This is a genomic window from Methylobacterium pseudosasicola, assembly GCF_900114535.1.
Lineage (GTDB): Bacteria > Pseudomonadota > Alphaproteobacteria > Rhizobiales > Beijerinckiaceae > Methylobacterium > Methylobacterium pseudosasicola.
The window spans coordinates 171209-190531 of record NZ_FOTK01000002.1 but is presented as its reverse complement, the minus strand read 5'-3'; the positions used below and the strand labels follow the sequence as shown (position 1 = coordinate 190531).

General features: G+C 68.3%; 20 protein-coding genes and 1 pseudogene. 9 read left to right on the top strand and 12 right to left on the bottom strand.

Translation table 11 applies throughout. From position 1 onward, the window contains the following. Positions 1–204 precede the first annotated feature (204 nt). The gene (locus BM228_RS03065; protein ID WP_092037082.1) at positions 205–1608 is read left to right on the top strand and encodes a LysM peptidoglycan-binding domain-containing protein; all 1404 of its coding nucleotides are present in this window, start codon (positions 205–207) and stop codon (positions 1606–1608) included. Between the two features lie 113 nt (positions 1609–1721). Here BM228_RS03065 and BM228_RS03060 read toward each other — a convergent pair whose 3' ends face one another. From BM228_RS03060 to BM228_RS03050, 3 genes and pseudogenes are all read right to left on the bottom strand, one after another. Next, positions 1722–2474: a carbon-nitrogen hydrolase family protein gene (locus BM228_RS03060; protein WP_092037080.1), complete on the bottom strand. Its 753-nt coding sequence runs from the start codon at positions 2472–2474 to the stop codon at positions 1722–1724. Next, positions 2471–2602 (bottom strand): annotated as a pseudogene (locus BM228_RS03055) (recombinase family protein); the annotation flags it as partial. The gene BM228_RS03060 and the pseudogene BM228_RS03055, both read right to left, overlap by 4 nt. A 453-nt stretch (positions 2603–3055) precedes the next feature. Then, on the bottom strand, positions 3056–4390 hold the full coding sequence (locus tag BM228_RS03050) for an aminotransferase-like domain-containing protein (protein ID WP_092037355.1): 1335 nt from the start codon (positions 4388–4390) through the stop codon (positions 3056–3058). 102 nt (positions 4391–4492) lie between these two features. Between BM228_RS03050 and BM228_RS35765 the strand changes: the two genes are divergently transcribed. From BM228_RS35765 to BM228_RS03025, 5 genes are all read left to right on the top strand, one after another. Further along, complete coding sequence (locus tag BM228_RS35765; protein WP_092037078.1) at positions 4493–4696, top strand: DUF1127 domain-containing protein; 204 nt, start codon at positions 4493–4495, stop codon at positions 4694–4696. 86 nt (positions 4697–4782) lie between these two features. Next, entirely contained in the window at positions 4783–6705 is a 1923-nt protein-coding gene (locus tag BM228_RS03040; RefSeq protein ID WP_092037076.1) for an ABCB family ABC transporter ATP-binding protein/permease, read from the top strand. A gap of 113 nt (positions 6706–6818) precedes the next feature. Next, entirely contained in the window at positions 6819–7793 is a 975-nt protein-coding gene (locus BM228_RS03035; protein ID WP_092037074.1) for an ABC transporter substrate-binding protein, read from the top strand. A 4-nt stretch (positions 7794–7797) separates the two neighbouring features. Further along, a complete protein-coding gene (locus tag BM228_RS03030; RefSeq protein ID WP_092037072.1) occupies positions 7798–8607 on the top strand; it encodes an ABC transporter permease in 810 nt (269 codons plus the stop codon). An 8-nt stretch (positions 8608–8615) separates the two neighbouring features. Next, positions 8616–9410 (top strand): ABC transporter ATP-binding protein, encoded by a 795-nt coding sequence (locus BM228_RS03025; RefSeq protein ID WP_092037070.1) that lies wholly within the window; start codon positions 8616–8618, stop codon positions 9408–9410. 28 nt (positions 9411–9438) lie between these two features. Here the strand turns inward: BM228_RS03025 and BM228_RS03020 are convergent, their stop codons facing one another. Beyond that, a complete protein-coding gene (locus tag BM228_RS03020; RefSeq protein ID WP_092037068.1) occupies positions 9439–10341 on the bottom strand; it encodes an NAD(P)-dependent oxidoreductase in 903 nt (300 codons plus the stop codon). Between the two features lie 526 nt (positions 10342–10867). On the opposite strand from BM228_RS03020, the gene BM228_RS03015 reads away from it, so the two are divergent. From BM228_RS03015 to mscL, 3 genes are all read left to right on the top strand, one after another. Continuing rightward, positions 10868–11578 carry a phosphatidylserine decarboxylase gene (locus BM228_RS03015; RefSeq protein ID WP_092037066.1) on the top strand — a complete coding sequence of 237 codons (711 nt, stop codon included), beginning with the start codon at positions 10868–10870 and terminating at the stop codon, positions 11576–11578. A gap of 19 nt (positions 11579–11597) precedes the next feature. Then, entirely contained in the window at positions 11598–12434 is an 837-nt protein-coding gene (locus tag BM228_RS03010) for a CDP-alcohol phosphatidyltransferase family protein (protein ID WP_092037065.1), read from the top strand. 70 nt (positions 12435–12504) lie between these two features. Beyond that, entirely contained in the window at positions 12505–12933 is a 429-nt protein-coding gene (mscL, locus tag BM228_RS03005; protein ID WP_092037063.1) for a large conductance mechanosensitive channel protein MscL, read from the top strand. Positions 12934–12949: 16 nt separating this feature from the next. Here the strand turns inward: mscL and BM228_RS03000 are convergent, their stop codons facing one another. From BM228_RS03000 to coxB, 8 genes are all read right to left on the bottom strand, one after another. Beyond that, positions 12950–13225 (bottom strand): hypothetical protein, encoded by a 276-nt coding sequence (locus BM228_RS03000; RefSeq protein ID WP_092037353.1) that lies wholly within the window; start codon positions 13223–13225, stop codon positions 12950–12952. A gap of 138 nt (positions 13226–13363) precedes the next feature. After that, positions 13364–13777, bottom strand: coding sequence for a DUF1236 domain-containing protein (locus BM228_RS02995; protein WP_092037061.1), 414 nt, complete (start codon positions 13775–13777; stop codon positions 13364–13366). Positions 13778–13911: 134 nt separating this feature from the next. Continuing rightward, the gene (locus BM228_RS02990) at positions 13912–14652 is read right to left on the bottom strand and encodes a NepR family anti-sigma factor (protein ID WP_092037060.1); all 741 of its coding nucleotides are present in this window, start codon (positions 14650–14652) and stop codon (positions 13912–13914) included. Between the two features lie 161 nt (positions 14653–14813). Further along, complete coding sequence (locus tag BM228_RS02985; RefSeq protein ID WP_092037059.1) at positions 14814–15599, bottom strand: class II glutamine amidotransferase; 786 nt, start codon at positions 15597–15599, stop codon at positions 14814–14816. Positions 15600–15678: 79 nt separating this feature from the next. Further along, complete coding sequence (locus BM228_RS02980) at positions 15679–15990, bottom strand: oxidase (RefSeq protein ID WP_092037058.1); 312 nt, start codon at positions 15988–15990, stop codon at positions 15679–15681. 1 nt (position 15991) lies between these two features. Continuing rightward, complete coding sequence (locus BM228_RS02975; protein WP_092037056.1) at positions 15992–16651, bottom strand: cytochrome c oxidase subunit 3; 660 nt, start codon at positions 16649–16651, stop codon at positions 15992–15994. Next, entirely contained in the window at positions 16648–18324 is a 1677-nt protein-coding gene (locus BM228_RS02970) for a cytochrome c oxidase subunit I (RefSeq protein ID WP_092037054.1), read from the bottom strand. The genes BM228_RS02975 and BM228_RS02970 overlap by 4 nt, the downstream gene beginning before the upstream one ends. 24 nt (positions 18325–18348) lie before the next feature. After that, positions 18349–19323: a cytochrome c oxidase subunit II gene (coxB, locus tag BM228_RS02965; RefSeq protein ID WP_092037053.1), complete on the bottom strand. Its 975-nt coding sequence runs from the start codon at positions 19321–19323 to the stop codon at positions 18349–18351.

Below are 19323 nucleotides of genomic sequence, written 5' to 3'. Positions count from 1 at the left end.
GTTGCGAGCCGTCGAAAAAGAGCCCCGCGCCCGGCGCTCCACGCGCCAAACTGCTGAATTCGCGTGGGATTCACCCGCCGGAGCGGCGGGACGGCTTGGTGTCGCGACCATGTACGGTATTATGGGCGCCGCAGTCGACGGTTTTTGAGCGGGCAGGTGGCCCATTCGCCGGGCAGACGGCAGAGCAGGGAGGCCTCCGTGGCGATGTCGAGACAGGTGCGGCGCAGTCTCGCCCTGGCGCTCGCCGGCCTCCTCGGCGGCCTCGGCCTCGTGCTGGCCCTGTTCGGCGGCGAGTCCCTGCGGAAGATGATCGACCGGCACGAGCCGGAGCCTCCCGCCGCTACGGCCCCGGCGCCGCATGGCGGCCTGCGCAGCCTGACGGATCCCGGGGCGACCGCCGAATCCGGCGCGCCGCCGATCGATTTTCGCGACGACACGACGGGCGGCCCCAAGACAGGCGCTCCCAAGACGGACGCCACCAAGCCCGACGAGACTCGATCCGCCGCGCGGGCCCCGGAAGCCCCGGCACCGGGCGAGACGCGGTCGGCCGAACGAGCCCCCGCGGACAAGCCGGCCGAGCCGGACGCCGCCGAGGTGCCGCGCTTCGACATCGTCCGGGTCGAGCCCAACGGCGACGCGGTGGTGGCCGGGCGCGGCGCGCCGGAGGCCGTGATCGAGATGCTGGTCGACGGCAAAACCGTGGCCCGGGCGACCGCCGACGCGAACGGCCAGTTCGCCCTGGTGCCGCCGACGCTGCCGACAGGCTCCAGCGCCCTCCGGCTGCGCATGACCACCAAGGACGGCCGCGCCGCCGACTCGCGCCAGAGCGTGGCGGTCGACGTGGCCCCGAACCGCGACCGCCAGCCCCTGGTGGCACTGACCGCCCCGGATGCCGCGACCGTGGTGTTGTCGCAACCGAACGCCCCCGAGCCGGCGAAAGGGACGGTCGCCCAGGCCGGGAAGCCTGCAGCCGACGGCAAGGCCCCGGCCGCCCAGATCGTCAGCGTGGACGTCCAGGAGAACGGTCGGCTGTTCGTGACCGCGACCGGGATTCCGGGCGCGAAGCTCCGGCTCTACCTCAACGACACGCTGATCGCCCCGGGCAGTGTCGGGCCGGACGGCCGGGCGAGCTTCACCATCGGGCGTGGGGTGAAGGCGGGCCAGTACCAGGTGCGGATCGACCAGATCGATCCGCGCACCGGCAAGGTCACCGCCCGGGCCGAGGTGCCGTTCGCGGTGCCCGAGCCGACCCGCGTCGCCACCGGCGAGGGCGCCGGCCGCGAGCCGTCCGGCCATGCATCGCCGGGAAGCGGGCAGGGGGCATCCCGCCCGCAGGCGACGAGTTCCAACCCGGCGGAGATGCCCTCCGCCCTCAGCCCAGATTCCACGGGGGCGAGCGGCCCGGCCCGGGCCGGGGCGGTGTTCGTGCCCGAGATCACCACGGCGAAGATTACCCGGGGCGACAACCTCTGGCGGATCAGCCAGCGCACCTACGGCCGCGGCGAGCGCTACACGGTGATCTACGACGCCAACCAGAACCAGATCCGCGACCCGGACCGGATCTACCCGGGCCAGATCTTCATCCTGCCCACCGACAAGCGGGGGTGAGAGCGGGATGAAATCCGCGTGCACTCAGGGCCGGAGGCGTTTGCGGGAGGGGGCGAAATCCTACGCTAGGCGTGACGGCACTAGAGACCTTGGAGCCGGCGGTTTTGAAACCGTCAGCGTTCAAACATCGGCTCTTGAAATTGCAATGCCGGCACGTCGTATACCGCAACGCCCTCCTTCATCTCCGGGACACGTGCAACAACATGACCGTCTGGAGCAACGATTGCGGTGCATCCGAAACTCAGAAAGTCTCCTGACCGCCCCGTCACGTCGGACGACGCAATCCAGCATCCTGTCTGGCGAGCGCGGCCTACCAAGTTCGCGAGGCTCTTTGCACGCCAACGTTCGGCCGCTTCCGGCTTCAGCATGTTGTTGAGAGGATAAAGGATCACCTCGGCTTTCTGGCGCGCAATGCGCTCAGGAGCCTCGGGATGGTTCGCATCGTTGCAAATGTTCAAGCCGAAGCGGATTCCTGACCTGACGAAGGTCGGAAAGGCGCTTCCGGCAGTCACTCCTGGCTCGTTGGGATGGGCCTTCGAATACCGCCCAGCAATTCGACCTTCTTCGATGACGAACGCGCTGTTGAAAAAATGCCCGTCTACGAGCTCGAAAGCTCCGACGACCAGAGCCGCTCGAAAACCTACGACACATTCGCACAGTTCAACCAAAGCATAGCCTGATATTTCGCGGGCACGTGACCGTATTGTCGCGGCGCTGTAAGAATGGCCAAGCAAAAATGCCTCGGGAAAAACAACGAGGTCTATCGCCTCCTCATCGGCCCAACGTAACCGTTGTACTATAGCATCACACGCTTCGGATGCATTGTCGGGAATAGAAAGGCATTGAACCGTAGCAATACGTATCATCCCGCCACCAATCCGAGGACGCGCTTGCAGTATTCCCGAAGTTCGTCATTGGGGCCGACATAGCGGTAGAGGGTAACACGCTCGATCCCGAGTGCTTTGTAGAGGTCGGAAACGGAGGTGTCGCGCTGGTCCCGCAAAAGGTCTCGACCTTTCGAAACCATGATTTTTTCAGCAACCTCGGTGGCCGCGTAGGCTCATGCGGCCGAGGCTTTCCTCTAACCGTGTCCGGCCGCGCGCTGAAGACCGGCCCCCCGCAATTAGGTCGAACCCAGAACCGAGGCGGCGCCGCAAAGAAGATACACCAGCCCGCCGCCGGGCATCCGCCGCCGATGTATTCCGCTTGGGAATGCTGTGCGCAAGGGCTGCGCCACCGGCAATCCGTTCCATCCCAAGGTGCAGACCGACGACATCGCGGCGCGACTCTGCCATGGCGAACAAGGGTGCCACGCATCTAAGCTTAGGCAAATCGCGTGATCCAGGGAAGAACTCGCGCTCTCTTCTTGCCGAAGCACGTAGATTTTATCGCTAAACTCTTGCGGCCTTGCGCGAGTCGCCGTCTCAAAGAAAACGGCGGCACGCCATCACTCCACGACCTGATCGTCCTCCGAGACCGCCAGCCGGCGCAGGCTTCGGAGCGCTTCGGCGAGATCCTCCGGCGACGGTGTCGCCAGAGCGAGGCGGACCGCGTTCGGGGCGTAGCCGGGATTGACCGCGAAGGCCGGGGCCGGGAGCAGGGCGATGCCTCGGCGTAAGGACGCGGCGGCGAACGCTTCCGCCCGCCAGGTCTCGGGCAGTTCGAGCCAGAGGTGGTAGGCGCGGGGATCGCCGACCACGGTGAGTCCCGCCAGGATCTCCCGGGCGAGGGCTTGGCGCGACGCCGCGTCCTGGCGCTTGGCGTCTGCGAGCGTCGCCGCCGAGCCGCCGGACATCCAGTGGAGGCCGGCCGCGAGCGACAGGCCCAGCGCGGTCCAGGCGCCCTGGCGCACGGAGGCCGCGAGCCGGTCGGTCAGATGCGGCGGGCCGGCGATCATCCCGATCGTGAGGGCCGGCATCACCCGCTTCGACAGGCTGTCGATCAGGATCGTCCGGTCCGGCGCCAGGCTCGCCAGCGGCTGCGCGTCCGCCAGGAAGCCGTAGACGGCGTCCTCGATCGCCGTGAGCCCCGTCCGCTCGAGCACGCGAGCGATCTCGGCGCGGCGCGCCGGCCCCATGGTCGCGCCGAGCGGGTTCTGCAGGGTCGGCTGAAGGTAGACGCCGCTCAGCGGCGTCGCCCGGTGGGCCTGGAGGATCGCATCGGGGCACACGCCCTCGGCGTCCATGGCCAGCGGCACCAGGGTGATGCCGAGCCGGGACGCGATGCCCCGGACCGCAGGATAGGTCAGCGGCTCGCAGCCGATCCGCTCCCCCGGCGCCGCCAGGGCCGCGAGGGCCGCGGCGAGCGCCTGCCGGCCGTTGCCGGTGAACAGGATGTCGGCGGGCTTGGGCGCGTAGCCGTCCCGGGTGAGGAACCGGGCAGCGACCGCCCGCGCCCGGGGTGTACCGTCCGGGCCGTATTGACTGAAGCCGACCTCGGCGCCGCTGCGCGCCAGGGCCGCCAGGGTCTCAGCCAGCACGGCTTCCTGCTCCGGCAGGCGGGAATGGGTCCGCTGCAGATCGAGGGCCGCCGGGGGCGGCTCCGGCTGGAGATTCACCGCCCGGCCCGGATCGGAGCGGACGAAGGTGCCGCGGCCGACCTCGCCGGTCACGAGCCCGCGCCGCCCCAGCTCCGCGTAGACCCGGCTCGCCGTCGAGACCGCGATGCCCCGAGCATAGGCGAAATCCCGCTGCGGCGGCAGCCGGTCGCCGGGGCGCAGCGTGCCCGCGGCGATCTCGGCGGCGACCGCGTCGGCGACGTCCCGATAATCCGTGGCCCGCATCATTGCTCCGAGTGCAATGTTTCGATTGATCCGATATCTTTATCGGTTCAATTCTGGCACCGCAATCCCGGCCGGACTGCTCCCGTCACCGGATCCTTCGCCATGTCGATCATCACCTTCCCCTCCGCCGCCGCGTCCGCCCGGCCCGAGACCCGGCCTGCCCGGCCCTCCCTGTTGGGTCTCTGGCTGCAGCGCATCCGAACCCGGAGGGCACTGGCCGCCTTGGATCCTCACCAGCTGCGAGATGCCGGCATCGAACCCTGGCGTCTGCGCCACGAGACCCGGAAGCCGTTCTGGAGAGGATGACCGGCCCTGCGGCCGCCGCGGGTGCCCCGTTGATCCGACGGACCTATATGCGGGGGGAAGATTGTTCCTCCCGCACAGAATCCCGCATGACCGACGACACCGCGCCCCCGGCCGGGTCCACAACTCCGGCTGAGCGCCCCGGGCTGCTCGCCACCTATCGGCGCCTCTGGCCGCATCTCTGGCCGTACGACCGGCCCGACCTGCAGAGCCGGGTGTTCCTGGCCTTCGGGCTGCTGCTCGCGGCCAAGCTTGTGACCATGGTGACGCCGTTCACCTTCAAATGGATCACCGACGCCCTGGTCGCGGCCATCGGCGGCAAGGATGCCCCGTTGCCGAGCGGCCTGTTCGCCGCCCCGATGCTGCTCATCGCCCTCTACGGCGTGTCGCGGATCGCCATGTCGGGGCTGACCCAGGTCCGCGACGGGCTGTTCGCCAAGGTCGCGATGCACGCGGTTCGCCGCCTGGCGCTCAAGACCTTCGAGCACATGCACCGCCTGTCCCTGCGCTTCCACCTGGAGCGCAAGACCGGCGGCCTCACCCGGGTGCTGGAGCGCGGCCGCGCCGGCATCGAGGAATTGTCGCGCCTGATGGTGCTGACCCTGGTGCCGACCATCGTCGAATTCGCGCTCGTGCTCGGCGTGCTGGCCTACGAGTTCGACTGGCGCTACGCGCTGGTCGCGTTCCTCACGGTCGGGGCCTATCTCGGCTTCACCTACAAGGCGACCGAGTGGCGGATCGCCATCCGCCGCCGGATGAACGCCTCTGACACCGACGCCAACACCAAGGCGGTCGACTCGCTGCTCAACTACGAGACGGTGAAGTATTTCGGCGCGGAAGCCCGCGAGGCGGCCCGCTACGACGTGTCGATGGCCAAATACGAAAAAGCCTCGACCCAGACCTACGTATCGCTGGCGGTGCTCAATGCCGGCCAGGCGGTGATCTTCACCATCGGCATGACGATCGTGATGTGGCTCGCCGCCCGGGACATCCTGGCCGGACGCACGACGATTGGCGGCTTCGTGCTCGCCAACACCCTGCTGGTGCAGCTGTCGATGCCCCTGAACTTCATGGGCATGATCTACCGGGAGATCAAACAGGCACTGATCGACATCGACGACATGTTCCGGATCCTCGGTCAGAACCCGGAGATCGCCGACCGGCCGAACGCGGCGCCCCTGACAGTGGCGGGCGGCACGGTGCGGTTCGAGGATGTGCGCTTCGCCTACACGCCGGAGCGGCCGATCCTGCGCGGCGTCTCGTTCGAGATCCAGGCCGGTCAGACCGTGGCGGTGGTCGGCCCCTCGGGCGCCGGCAAGTCGACCCTGTCGCGGTTGCTGTTCCGGTTCTACGAGCCGCAGGGCGGCCGGATCAGCATCGACGGCCAGGACATCGCCGCGGTGACCCAGGAATCGCTGCGCGCCGCCATCGGCATGGTCCCGCAGGACACGGTGCTGTTCAACGACACGATCGGCTACAACATCCGCTACGGCCGGGCCGACGCCACCGACGCGGAGCTGCGTGAGGCGGCCCAGCTCGCCCAGATCGACCGTTTCGTCTCCGGCTTGCCAGAAGGCTACGATACGCCGGTGGGTGAGCGCGGCCTGAAGCTGTCGGGCGGCGAGAAGCAGCGGGTCGCGATCGCGCGGACCATCCTCAAGGCGCCGCCGATCCTGGTGCTCGACGAGGCGACCTCGGCGCTGGATTCCTTCACCGAGGCCGAGATCCAGTCGGCCCTCGATCGGGTCAGCCGCGGCCGCACCACCCTGGTGATCGCCCACCGGCTGTCCACGGTGGTCAATGCCGACGCGATCCTGGTGCTCGACCACGGCCGCATCGCCGAGCGCGGCACCCATGCCGAGCTCCTGGAAGCGGGCGGCATCTACGCGGCGCTCTGGGACCGCCAGCGCGAGGCTGACGCGGCGCTCGAAGTGCTCCAGCGCGCCGACGCGCCGGTCCTGCCGATCCGGGTCGGGCGCGGGACGGTGCCGGCGACGGAACCGGCGGAGTAGTGCACAGGGCGGCGGATTACTTCTCCGGCTGTATTCGTTATACTGCGCTGAACGGCCCATCACGAAGGCCGCGCTGCGAAGCGGCTTAGGCCGTCCGGTCGGGGGAGACATCGATGTTGAAGGGCCTGATCGCGGCCAGCGCCATGCTGGTCGCCCTCGGCGGTACCGTCCGGGCCGAGGACGTCGTCCGGCTCGGAAACCTGAAATTCGCGCATTACGGCGCCATCTCCTACATGAAGGAGATCGCCCCGAAATTCGGCCTGAAGATCGACGAGCGCCAGTTCGCCAAGGGCGCCGACATCTACCCGGCCATGGCCGTGGACCAGATCGACATCGCGGCCTCGGGGGGCGACGGCGCCGTGGCCGCGCGCGGCAACGGCGTGAAGCTGCTGGTGGTTGCGGGCTTCGCCGATGGCGGCGTGCGCATCCTCAAGCGGCCGGACCTGCCGGCCAAGAGCGCGGCCGACCTGAAGGGCCTCAAGGTCGCCACCGTCCGCGGCGGCACGCAGGACCTGATGCTGCTGGCCGAGCTCGACAAGCACGGTCTCACCTGGTCCGAGCGTCCCGGCAAGGACGTGCAGCTGACCTACTTCAACAACTACGCCGACCTGAACCAGGCGCTGGGCCAAAAGTACGTCGACGTGATCTGCCAGTCGGAGCCGCAATCGACCCAGGCGATCAGCGCCGGCTGGGGCGTCGAGCTGGTCAAGCCCTACGACACCCCGATCGGCAAGCCGGTCCGGCCCCTGGTGATGACCGAGAAGATGTACAATGAGCGGCCGGAAGTCGCCGCCAAGGTGCTGCGCCTGTTCGTGGCCGCCACCAAGGCCTTCATCGACGACCCGGCGCTCGCCGAGAAATACGTCCGCGAGCAGGTGTTCAAGGGCCAGCTCACGAGCCAGGATTTCCGCGATGGCATGGCCAACGCGAGCTACACCTACGCCATGCCGGCGGGACACATGCAGGTCACCACCGACTACATGGTCAAGTACGGGCTGGGTAAGATGCAGAACCCGCCCAAGAGCGATGCCGAGTGGGTCAAGCTCGACCTGCTCGACAAGGCCAAGGCCGACCTGAAGGTCGAGTAATCCGATGGCCCTGCGCGACCTTCGCGGCGTCCTGATCCCGGTCGCGCTGCTGATCCTGTGGGAGCTGGCGAGCCGCACCGGCCTCGTCTCGGCGGTGGTGCTGCCGCCCCCGAGCGCGGTGGCGGTGAAGTGGTGGTCCGGGCTGCTCCCGGCCCTGCCGTACGATCCGGGTCAGGAGAGCTACCTGTCCTGGCTGTTCTCCGGCGAGATGCCGCACGACGCGGTCTCGAGCCTGTCCCGGGTGGTCTCCGGCTTCCTCATCGGCGCCGGGCTCGCCGTGCCGATCGGCCTCGTGCTCGGCACCAACGACGTGCTCTACGGCCTGTTCAACCCGCTGCTGCAGGTGCTGCGGCCGATCCCGCCGATCGCCTACATCCCGCTCGCCATTGTGTGGTTCGGGCTCGGCAACCCGCCGGCCCTGTTCCTGATCGCGCTCGGCACCTTCTTCCCGGTCCTGGTCAACACCATCGCGGGGGTGCGGCAGGTCGATTCGATCTACATCCGCGCCGCCCGCAACCTCGGCGCCGGCTCCTGGACGATGTTCCGCCGGGTGATCCTGCCGGCCGCGAGCCCGTTCGTGCTCGCCGGCATGCGCATCGGCATCGGCACCGCCTTCATCGTGGTGATCGTCGCCGAGATGATCGCGGTCTCGGACGGGCTCGGCTACCGGATCCTCGAAGCCCGGGAATACATGTGGTCGGACAAGATCATCGGCGGCATGCTGACGATCGGAATCCTCGGCCTGATCATCGACGGGGCGATGAGCCGCCTCAACGATCACCTGCTGCGCTGGCATCGCGGCCTGGAGCGGTAACCCGGACGATGTCGGCAGAGATCGTGGTCGCGAACGCCGTCAAGGTGTTCGGCAGCGGCGCCTCGGGCGTCGCCGCCCTTCAGGACATCTCGGCGACGGTGCCGGAGGGCCAGTTCCTGTGCCTGCTCGGCCCCTCGGGCTGCGGCAAGTCCACCCTGCTCAACGCGATGGCGGGCTTCAGCCCGCTGACCTCGGGCACGATCACGGTGGGCGGCAAGCCGGTGGTCGATCCCGGGCCGGACCGGGGGATGGTGTTCCAGGAATACGCCCTGTTCCCGTGGATGAGCGTCGAGGACAACGTCCGCTTCGGCCTCGACATCAAGGGCGTGCCGCGCGCGAAAGCCAACGAGACGGTCGACCGCATCACCGCGACGCTCGGCCTGTCGGATTTCCGCAAGCGGTACCCGAAGGACCTGTCGGGCGGGATGCGCCAGCGCGTAGCCATCGCCCGCATCCTCGCCCTCGACCCGCCGGTGATGCTGATGGACGAGCCGTTCGGGGCGCTCGACGCCTTGACGCGCCGCACCTTGCAGGACGAGCTGCTCCGGATCTGGGCCGATTATCGCAAGACGATCGTGTTCGTGACCCACTCGATCGAGGAGGCGATCTACCTCGCCGACCGGATCCTGGTGATGACCTACCGGCCCGGGCGCATCAAGCGCGACGTCACCGTGCCGATCCCCCGGCCGCGCGACCCGGCCAGCGCCGATTTCAACGCGATCAAGCGCGAGCTGGGCCAACTCGTGATGGAGGAGCAGGCCCGCTTCACCGACGCGGAGCTGCACGCCCCGGCGGTGGATTGACGGGTCCTTCGGAGCGCGGCCGCTTCGCTCACCTGCCGGAGCGGACCTTCACCCCGAGCAGGCCCTCGAACGGCAGCACCATCGCGCCCTTGTCCCGGTCGCCGTGGCCCTGGCGCAGGGCGGTCTGGTAGGTCGCGGTGGCCGCCGCCGTGACCGGCATCGGGAAGCCGTGCTCGGCCGAGATCGCCGCCGCGGCGACGAGATCCTTGTAGGCCGCGCCCATCGGATAGCCCTCGTCGAAGCGGCCCTGGAGGATGCGCGGCACGAAATACTGCGACGCGTAGCTCCGGCTCGTCCCCGTGGTCACGACCTGCGCGACTTGGTCCGGGTCGAGCCCCATCGCCACCGCCATCGGCAGCACCTCGGCGAGCGCCGCGATGTTGATGTCGTAGAGCACGTTGTTGATCGTCTTGGTGAGCTGGCCGGAGCCCGCCGGCCCCATATGCAGGACGCTGGTGCCGATCCGCTCCAGCAGCGGCCGAACCGCGGCGATACTCTCCGCGTCGCCGCCGCACATCACCGTGAGCGTCCCGGCCTCGGCGCCGGCCGGCGCCCCGGAGACCGGGGCATCGACGAAACGCCGCCCGGTCGCCGCCACGGCGCGCCCGATAGCGAGCGCCTGGGCATGCGCGATGGTGCTGAGATCCACAACGATCGCCCCCGGCGCCAGCCGCTCGGCCAGGCCATCCCCGCCGAACAGGGCCGCCTCGACCACGTCGCCGTTCGGCAGGCACAGGAACAGCACCTCGGCCCCGTCGAGCGCCGCGGGATCCGCCGTCGCCACGAGGCCCGGCCCCTCGAGCCCGGCGCAGCGCGCTGGGTCGGCATCCACCGCCACGAGGGTCTCGGAATCGCAGGTGCGCTTGGCCCCGAGGTTGCGGGCGATGGGAAGCCCCATCGCGCCGAGGCCGAGGATGGCGAGTTTCTGCACCGGACGGCTCCTCCTGCGGCCGCGGACCGGGCCATCAGCCTATGTTCCAATAGATCCGCTCGCCTCACGCCGTCATTGCGAGCGCAGCGAAGCAACCCAGTGATGCGCCACGTCTTGAAATCGTGCGATGCCCTGGGTTGCTTCGCTGCGCTCGCAATGACAGTGAACGCGGCAGCCAGCCCTTCGAGAGGACCTGTATCGGACGTATCGAGAGGCGCCGCAATCGTGGACGCCGTGTCCCGTCCCTTGACAATGTTCCTATCAAGACATCGCCGCCGGAAAGACGGCAGCGGCCGGGGGGATCGGATCCCGCGCGGACATGGCCGACACCTGGGTCGCCGCAGCGTCCCGCGTCCCGCGTGGTTGGTTTCTTGGGCCATGCCCCCCGGCGCCGTGAGGCAGGTGGGGACGATGACGCATCTCTGATAGAGACCGCCGCAGATCCGAAACATTGACGTTCGCCCGGCGGGCTGCCATCCGCCCGTCCGACATGTCCGCCCGCGGCACCGTTTGAGTCCTGAACACAATGACAGACCTGATCGAGACGATCCGCCGGACGCTCGTGCCGATCCACAAGGAGGGCTATCCCTTCATCCTGATCGGCATCGTGCTCACGGTGCTGGCCGGCTATTTCTCGCAGTTCTTCGGCTGGATCTTCCTGATCCTCACCCTCTGGGTCTGCTACTTCTTCCGCGATCCGGAGCGGATCACCCCGGTGGCCGATGGCCTCGTGGTCTCGCCCGCGGACGGGCGCGTCAACCTGATCGCCACCGTGCTGCCGCCGCCGGAACTCGACCTGCCGCAGGTGCCCACCTTACGGGTCTCGGTGTTCATGAACGTGTTCGATTGCCACGTGAACCGGGTGCCGGTCTCCGGCCGCATCGGCCAGATTCACTACACGCCCGGCCTGTTCCTCAACGCCGAGCTCGACAAGGCCAGCGACGACAACGAGCGCAACGGCCTAGTCATCGAGACCAGCCATGCCGGGCAGGCGAAGCGCGTCGGCGTGGTGCAGATCGCCGGGCTGGTGGCGCGCCGGATCGTCGGCTTTGTCTCGGCCGGGGACACGCTGGGGGTGGGCGAGCGGTTCGGGCTGATCCGGTTCGGCTCGCGGGTCGACGTCTACCTGCCGGCCGGCGCCACCGTGCTGGTCGGGCTCGGCCAGAAGGCCGTGGCCGGCGAGACGGTGCTGGCCGATCTCGGCGGCGGCCCGGGGCGGCAGTTCAAGCGGATCTAGGAAGCGGATCTAGACAGTCATGGACGATCTGTTCCCGCCCTTCGCGCCCGATCCGAACGAGCCGCGCCCGCGCCGGTTCAAGCCGGTGCCGTTCCGGATGATCGCGCCCAACATGATCACCCTGATGGCGCTCTGCCTCGGGCTGACGGCGATTCGGCTCGCCTTCGAGGGCAAGTTCGAGCCCGCCGTCATCGCCGTGGTGGCGGCCGGCGTGCTGGACGGCATCGACGGCCGGGTGGCGCGGCTGCTCAAGGGCACCTCACGCTTCGGCGCCGAGCTGGATTCGCTCGCCGACTTCGTGAATTTCGGCTGTGCCCCGGCGCTGATCCTCTACGGCTTCGCGCTGTTCCACCTGAAATCCGCCGGCTGGATCGTGGCGCTGATCTTCGCCATCGCCATGGCCCTGCGGCTCGCCCGCTTCAACGCCATGCTGGACGACCCGAACCGGCCGGACTGGAAGAAGGACTTTTTCGTCGGCATGCCGGCCCCGGCGGGTGCGCTGACCGCGATGCTGCCGCTCTACCTGCACTTCCTCGGCTTCGGCGGCGAGAGCTGGGCCGCCCCGGCGATCCTGATCTACGTGCTGGCCATCGCCCTGCTGGTCGTCTCCACGGTGCCGACCTTCTCGGGCAAGACCATGGGCAAGCGGGTGCCGCGCAGCCTCGTCCTGCCGATCTTCCTGTTCGGGGTCGCGGCCTTCGGCATCCTGATCAGCTACCCGTTCGAGGCCCTGGTGGCGGTGAGCGGCGGCTACCTGCTGACCCTCCCGGTGGTCGCGGCCCAGTATCACCGCCGCGCCAAGGCGGAGGTTGCGGCCGCCGAGGAGCCGGCGGGGCCGGCGATCACCGGGGGATAGGCCAGCGCCGCGCGCTGGCCTTCGCTTGAGCATCGCCTAGTTTCGCCAAGAGTTCGGCGGGGGACGGTGCATGCTCGAAGAGTTCAAAAAATTCGCGTTGCGCGGCAATGTCGTCGATCTCGCGGTCGGCGTGATCATCGGCGCGGCCTTCGGGGCGATCGTCAATTCGGCGGTGCAGGACCTGTTCATGCCGGCGATCGGCGCGATCACCGGCGGGCTCGATTTCTCGAACTACTACATCCCGCTCTCGTCCAAGGTGCAGGCCGGGCTGCCCTACGCGGACGCCAAGAAGCAAGGCGCCGTCTTGGGTTACGGCCAGTTCCTGACGCTGACCCTCAACTTCCTGATTGTGGCCTTCGTGCTGTTCCTGGTGATCCGGGCCATGAACAAGCTGCAGCACGCCGAGGACAAGAAACCCGAGGCGGTGGCCGAGGTGCCGGCCGACGTGAAGCTCCTGTCGGAGATCCGGGATATCCTGGCGGAGAAGCCGCGGGTCTGAAGCGGCCGGTCGCGCCTCAGGCCTTAGGCTTGTCGTCGCCGTCCGGCTTGACCCCGAGGGCATCGAGGATTTGGTCGAGGGCCTGGCCTACCGCGCCGGTGCCTTCCTCGTGGGTCTTCAGCCGGGTCTCGAGCCGGCGGATCTGCGGCTCGAACGCGTCCGGCACCGGATCGTCCCCGAGGAAGCGGGGCTTGTCGGGGCCGACGGGCAGCACGCCGCGCAGTTGCTGGCCGAGGTGATCGCGCACCGGTTCCGGCAGCGTCGCGCCGGGCTCGCTCGGATCCTGGCTCATGGTTGCCTCGTCGTTCATCTGGATCATCAACGGCTTCGCCGGAGAACCGTTGCGCCGCCGCGGATCGTCCAAAGAGAACGGGCCCCGGAGCGGGTCGCTCCGGGGCCCAATGGGCCGGTGCGGGACCGGCCCGCAGACTTAGTCGATCACCTCGACGATCCGGTGGCCGCGATCGACCAGCACCGGCCGGTCGTTCACCACGGTGTAGCGGTAGCCCGGCTGCACGCGGTACTCGGTCGGGACGTCGTAGTAGGTGACGCCGGAGGCCGGCAGGGTGGAGCCGACGGCGACGCGACCGTCGTAATCGTACGAGCGGACATTGCGCTCGCGGACGTAGCTGCGGAAGCGCGGCGCCATGTCGACGCCGAGGATGCCGCCCACCGTGCCGGTGGCCGCACCGACCGCGCCGCCGACGATGCCGCCGATCGGGCCGGCCGCGTCGTTACCGGCGGCCGCGCCGCGCTCGGCACCCGGGATGGTGCCCTGGGCCTGGGCGGCCAGCGGCAGCGACAGGGCGAGGGCCGAGGCAGCGATGAGGGTCTTGAAGGTCATGCGAGACATCTCCGTTCCGTGGCGTTCCGCCGCAGCAAAGGCAGCGAAGCTCGGGCCGGTAACGCCTGATCCCCGGAATCGGATGCATGCTTTTTTCGGCGCGGCTCGCCGAAAACCACGCAGCCCAGAATTTACTACGCGTCCTTCGGCATCGCCGACTGGATGAAGCGGTCGGAGCCGAGATCTTCCTCGTCATAGCCCAGGAGCTCGGCCAGCCGGCCGCGGGCGCGGCTGACGCGGCTCTTCACGGTGCCGACCTTGCAGCCCATGATCGTGGCGGCCTCCTCGTAGGAGACGCCCTCGGCGCCCACCAGCACCAGGGCCTCGCGCTGGTCCGGCGGCAGCTTGGCCAGGGCCGATTGCAGATCCTCGACGTCGAGCCGGTCGCCCTGGTGCGGGGCGGTGGCCAGCCGGGCCGCATAGGAGCCGTCCTGGTCCTCGACCTCGCGGACCCGCTTGCGGTGATCCGAGTAAAAGATGTTGCGCAGGATCGTGAACAGCCACGCGTTGAGGTTCGTGCCCGGCTGGAACCGCGCCCGGTGCTGCCAGCCCTTGAGCAGGGTGTCCTGGACGAGATCGTCCGACCGGGCGGGGTTCGAGGTCAGCGACAGGGCGAAGGCGCGCAGCGACGGCACGGCGGCGAGCAGGCCGTTGCGGAATTCCGGCTCAATCGCCTCGCCGCGGGCGCGGAGCGCCGCTTCCAGCTTCTCGAGCAGGTCGGCGAAGCGGGACGGCAGCACCTCCTCGCCGATCCGCTCATAGACGGTGCGCAGGTGCTCGCCGAGATGCGTGCGGATGTTCGGAGCGAGGTTCGGGCGGCCATCCCGAAGCCCATCCTCTTGGGACAGGACGGTGTCGGTCTCGTCGCGGCTCATGCGTATCGTGCTCGTCAGCTCATCGTGGCTCGACCTGCGGTCCAGACCGGTCGAGGCGGATCGCTTGCCGGCCGAACTCCCCCTCAAGTCCGGTCGATGCGCTCCTATTACAGGCGTTCTAGCGCATCGGAGGCGCGCATGCACCCTCGCCCAAGCTCGACTTAAGAAGCCCCGGCCGGTCTCAACAGGCGGATCGCCCCATCCCGCAGGGTCAGGACATCGCCGCGGGCGAGGTCGGTCCAGCGCTCGTCCCGGGTCAGCGCCTGGGTGGCGATCACCGTCACCACGTCGCTCTCGGAGGTCTCCTGGGCGAAATCGACCTGCCAATCCTCGTCGATCAGGGTGGCTGTGCCGAACGGCGCCCGGCGGGTGAGGTAGCAGAGGCGCTTGCCGCAATGGGCGTAGAGGGTGCGGCTGTCGGTCAGCAGCATGTTGAACACGCCGAGCCCGTGCAATTCGCCCGCGAGGTCGGCCACGGCCCGGTCGAGGGTGGCGGGCCGGGGCAGGGCCTGGAACCGCGCCTGGAGGCGGCCGAGCATCCAGCAGAAGGCGTGCTCGCTGTCCGTGGAGCCGATCGGCATGAAGCTGCCCAGCGGCAACCGCTTCACGCCCTTGAGCTGGCCGTTATGCGCGAAGGTCCACCGGCGGCCCCACAATTCCCGGGCGAACGGGTGGGTGTTCTCCAGGCTGACCCGGCCGCGATTGGCCTTGCGCACATGGGCGACGACGATGCGGCTCTTGATCGACATGTCGCGCAGCAGCCGGGCCAATTGCGAGCGCGAGCTCGGCTCCGGCTCGTGGAAGCTGCGGCAGGTCCGCCCGTCATAGAAGCTGATGCCCCAGCCATCGGCATGGGGCCCGGTGTCGCCGCCGCGCCGGGCGAGCCCGGCGAACGAGAAGCGGATGTCGGTCGGCACGTTGGCGCTCATGCCGAGCAGTTCGCACATCAGGATAATGCCGGGGCCATGCGGGGGAGGGGCAACGTTTAGGTGTGTTCGGCCGCCCGAACAACGGCTTTCGCGCCGATCACCGCGCCAGATAATCGGTCAGCGTCATCCCGAACATGATGGCGACCCAGAAGAAGCCGAGCCCGGAGAACAGCCGCACCAGCGGCGGCTCGTGGATCACCTCCATGGAGACCAGGAGGATCAGCGCCACCATCACGGCGACGACAAGGAGCTCGACGATCCAGACCTGGGCGAAGGGCAGGGTGGCACCCAGGGTGACGTTGACGGCGAGCAGGGCGAGCAGCGCCAGGAAGGTCAGCACCGGCGTGCGCAGCCGGCGCCGGAGCAGGGCGCGCTCGTCGGCGCTGAGGGTCGCGAGGGGATTGCGCATCCTATCGGTTCACCACGTAGAGGATCGGGAAGGCCAGGATCCACACGAGGTCGATGAAGTGCCAGTACAGGCCGTAGACCTCGATCCAGTTCTGGTGGCGGGACAGGAAGCCGGCCTTGGCGGCCATCCAGGTCATGCCGAGCAGCAGGGCGATGCCGGTGAACAGGTGGGCCGCGTGCAGGATCGTGGCGACGTAGTAGAGGTTCACGAACAGCCGTGCCGGCGGCGTCTCCGCCAGGGCGAAGGGCCGATTGCTCAAGAACGGCATCATGTGCTCGTCCCAGTCGGCGTAGTACTCGTAGCCCTTGAGCACCAGGAACAGGCTGCCCAGCGCCGCGGTGGCGAGCATCGCCCGGACCATGGCGCGCTGCCAGCCGATCCGCGAGAACTCGATCGCCATCGACATGGTCAAGCTGGAGCAGATCAGCACCACGGTGTTGGTGGCGCCGATCCAGAATTTGAGGTGCTTGGCCGCCGCGACCGTCGCCTCGGGGTGCAGGATCCGGGTGATCAAAGCCACAAGGAACAGCGCAGAGAATAGCAGGAGCTCGGTGATCAGCCAGGCCCAGATGCCGAGCGTCGCGGCGGCGCGCTGCTGGCCCACCGTCTCGAAATGTCCGGCCCGGGCGACCCCGACGCCGTCTGCCAGCCCCTCGCTCATCCGTGCTGGTCCTGGGATTCCTGGGCCTGGATCGGGTAGTCGTAGGGGATGCGCGGCACCTCGGGGGGCGAGAGGAAATTGTGCTTGGGCGGAGGCGAGCCGGTCTCCCATTCGAGCCCCTTGGCGTTCCACGGGTTGGCGGGCGCCTTGCGGCCGAACCACAGGGAATAGACCAGGTAGAGCATCGGGAAGATGTAGCCCGCGGCCAGGATCGTGGCCCCGGCCGAGGACAGCACGTTCAGCAACTGGAACTCGGCGGGGTAGGTCGCGTAGCGCCGGGGCATCCCGAGATACCCGAGAATGAACTGCGGGAAGAAGGTGACGTTGAAGCCGAGGAAGATCAGCACCGCCGAGACCCGGCCCCAGGGCTCGCTGTACATCCGGCCGGTGAATTTCGGCCACCAGAAATGCAGGCCGCCGAGGAACGCCAGCACCGTGCCGCCGACCATGATGTAATGGAAATGCGCGACCACGAAGTAGGTCGCGTGGATGTGCTGGTTGATCGCCAGCGTCGCCAGGTAGAGGCCGGTCAGCCCGCCGAGCACGAACAGCCCGATATAGCCCATGGCATAGAGCATCGGCGTGTCGAGCCGCAGAGAGCCCTTATGGATCGTGGCGGTCCAGTTGTAGACCTTGACCGCAGAGGGCACCGCCACCGCGAAGGACAGGGCCGAGAACACCAGGGAGGCCAGGTCGCTCTGGCCGTTGACGAACATGTGGTGGCCCCAGACGAAGAAGGTCACCGAGGCCAGCCCGATCGACGCGTAGGCGACGAACCGGTAGCCGAACAGCTTCTTCTGCGCGAAGGCCGGGACGATCTCCGAGATCACCCCCATGCCGGGCAGAACCATGATGTACACGGCCGGGTGCGAGTAGAACCAGAACAGGTGCTGGAACAACACCGGATCGCCGCCATAGGCCGGGTCGAACACGCCGATATGGAAGCCGCGCTCCATGATCAGCAGGATCAGCGCCGTGGTGATCACCGGCGTGGCGAGCAGGAAGATCAGGCTGGTGGCGTAGTGCGCCCAGACGAAGATCGGCAGCTTGAACCACGTCATGCCGGGGGCCCGCATGGTGTGGATCGTGACCACGAAGTTCAGGCCGGTGAGGATCGACGAGAAGCCCACGATGGTCACGCCGATCAGAGCCGGCAGGACCCAGGTGTTCGAGAAGGCGGTCGAGAGCGGCGCGTAAAAGGTCCAGCCGGTATCGACCCCGCCCAGCACCAGCGAGACCAGGGTGAAGAACGCCCCGGCCATGAACACGTACCAGCTCGTCAGGTTGAGCTTGGGAAAGGCGAGGTCCTTCGCCCCGATCATCAGGGGGATCAGGAAGTTGCCGAAGGTGGCCGGGATCGACGGGATCAGGAAGAACCACACCATCACCACGCCGTGGATGGTGAAGGCCTTGTTGTAGGTGTCGTTGGTCATGATCGCGCCGTTCGGCACGATCAGCGCCAGCCGGACCACGCCGGCCGCCACCGCCCCGATCACGAAGAAGCCAGTGATCGAGGTCAGGTACAGGATCGCGATGCGCTTGTGGTCGGTGGTGAGGAACCACGAGCGCAGGGTCGAATCCGCGTGGAGATAGTCCGCCTTGCGCCCGAGGGTGGCCTCCGGCGCGTGCGGCTCGCGGCGGGCCGTGCCGCCGACGCTGCCCGTTGCGCTCATGATGTCGCCTTCATGGATTGGCTCTCATGGAGTCGCCTGCGCGGCCTTGCCGGAGGCCGGCGCCGTGTAGGATTTCAGGAAATCGATGAGGCGGCCGAGCTCGTCCTCCGGGATCCGCCCGGCGAAGCTCGGCATGACCTGCTTGTAGCCCTCGGCGAGCCGGTCGCCGTTGGGGTTCAGGATCTTTTCGCGCAGCCAGGTCTCGTCGGCTGTGACGGTGCGGCCGTCGGCGAGCTTCACCGGGTTGCCGTAGAGGCCGGCAAGGCTCGGGGCCTTCACGGCCGAGCCGGGATCGTGGCAGCCGGCGCAGCCATAGGCCTCGTAGAGGGTGCGACCGGCCGCGACCTTGCTCTGCTGGGCGCCGGCATGGGTCAGCCAGTCCTGGTAGTCGCCGGGGTTCATGAAGGTGACCTCGCCGCCCATCACGGAATGGTCGGTGCCGCAATATTCCGAGCAGTAGAGGTGATAGGTGCCGATCTTGTCGGCCTTGAACCACAGGTCGGTGTAGCGGTCGGGCAGGGCGGCGACCTGCAGGCGCACCGCCGGCAGGTAGAGGGCGTGGATCACGTCCTGGCTGATGATCCGCAGGCGGATCGGCTGCCCGATCGGCAGGTGCAAATTGTTGATCTCGGCCTGGCCGGTGGGATGCTGGAACTTCCACATCCACTGCCGGCCGATCGCCTCGATCACCATCGCGTCGGGCGGCGGGTTGCGCGAGGCCACGTATAGCCGCGCCCCCCAGACGAAGAAGATCAGCGTCAGCAGGAACGGGATCAGCATCCAGCTGATCTCGATCAGGTTGGAGCGGATGCCCGATGGCTGCCGGTCCGCCTCCGAACCCTCCCGGTAGCGCAGGGCGAAGTAGGTGATCGCCACGAAAACCGGGACGGTCAGCAGCAGGGTCAGGACCGTGAAGGCCAGGATCAGCAGGTCGGTCTCGGACGCGGTGGCCGAGACGGCGGCGGGCCAGAGTTCGAGGGCTGCGTGGTTCGGCGTCAT

Bases quoted from the DNA above. Each gene is read 5' to 3' on its own strand.
- BM228_RS03065 (WP_092037082.1), top strand. From the start codon at position 205: ATGTCGAGACAGGTGCGGCGCAGTCTCGCCCTGGCGCTCGCCGGCCTC.
- BM228_RS03060 (WP_092037080.1), bottom strand. From the start codon at position 2,474: ATGATACGTATTGCTACGGTTCAATGCCTTTCTATTCCCGACAATGCA.
- BM228_RS03050 (WP_092037355.1), bottom strand. From the start codon at position 4,390: ATGCGGGCCACGGATTATCGGGACGTCGCCGACGCGGTCGCCGCCGAG.
- BM228_RS35765 (WP_092037078.1), top strand. From the start codon at position 4,493: ATGTCGATCATCACCTTCCCCTCCGCCGCCGCGTCCGCCCGGCCCGAG.
- BM228_RS03040 (WP_092037076.1), top strand. From the start codon at position 4,783: ATGACCGACGACACCGCGCCCCCGGCCGGGTCCACAACTCCGGCTGAG.
- BM228_RS03035 (WP_092037074.1), top strand. From the start codon at position 6,819: ATGTTGAAGGGCCTGATCGCGGCCAGCGCCATGCTGGTCGCCCTCGGC.
- BM228_RS03030 (WP_092037072.1), top strand. From the start codon at position 7,798: ATGGCCCTGCGCGACCTTCGCGGCGTCCTGATCCCGGTCGCGCTGCTG.
- BM228_RS03025 (WP_092037070.1), top strand. From the start codon at position 8,616: ATGTCGGCAGAGATCGTGGTCGCGAACGCCGTCAAGGTGTTCGGCAGC.
- BM228_RS03015 (WP_092037066.1), top strand. From the start codon at position 10,868: ATGACAGACCTGATCGAGACGATCCGCCGGACGCTCGTGCCGATCCAC.
- BM228_RS03010 (WP_092037065.1), top strand. From the start codon at position 11,598: ATGGACGATCTGTTCCCGCCCTTCGCGCCCGATCCGAACGAGCCGCGC.
- mscL (WP_092037063.1), top strand. From the start codon at position 12,505: ATGCTCGAAGAGTTCAAAAAATTCGCGTTGCGCGGCAATGTCGTCGAT.
- BM228_RS03000 (WP_092037353.1), bottom strand. From the start codon at position 13,225: ATGAGCCAGGATCCGAGCGAGCCCGGCGCGACGCTGCCGGAACCGGTG.
- BM228_RS02995 (WP_092037061.1), bottom strand. From the start codon at position 13,777: ATGACCTTCAAGACCCTCATCGCTGCCTCGGCCCTCGCCCTGTCGCTG.
- BM228_RS02990 (WP_092037060.1), bottom strand. From the start codon at position 14,652: ATGAGCCGCGACGAGACCGACACCGTCCTGTCCCAAGAGGATGGGCTT.
- BM228_RS02985 (WP_092037059.1), bottom strand. From the start codon at position 15,599: ATGTGCGAACTGCTCGGCATGAGCGCCAACGTGCCGACCGACATCCGC.
- BM228_RS02980 (WP_092037058.1), bottom strand. From the start codon at position 15,990: ATGCGCAATCCCCTCGCGACCCTCAGCGCCGACGAGCGCGCCCTGCTC.
- BM228_RS02975 (WP_092037056.1), bottom strand. From the start codon at position 16,651: ATGAGCGAGGGGCTGGCAGACGGCGTCGGGGTCGCCCGGGCCGGACAT.
- BM228_RS02970 (WP_092037054.1), bottom strand. From the start codon at position 18,324: ATGAGCGCAACGGGCAGCGTCGGCGGCACGGCCCGCCGCGAGCCGCAC.
- coxB (WP_092037053.1), bottom strand. From the start codon at position 19,323: ATGACGCCGAACCACGCAGCCCTCGAACTCTGGCCCGCCGCCGTCTCG.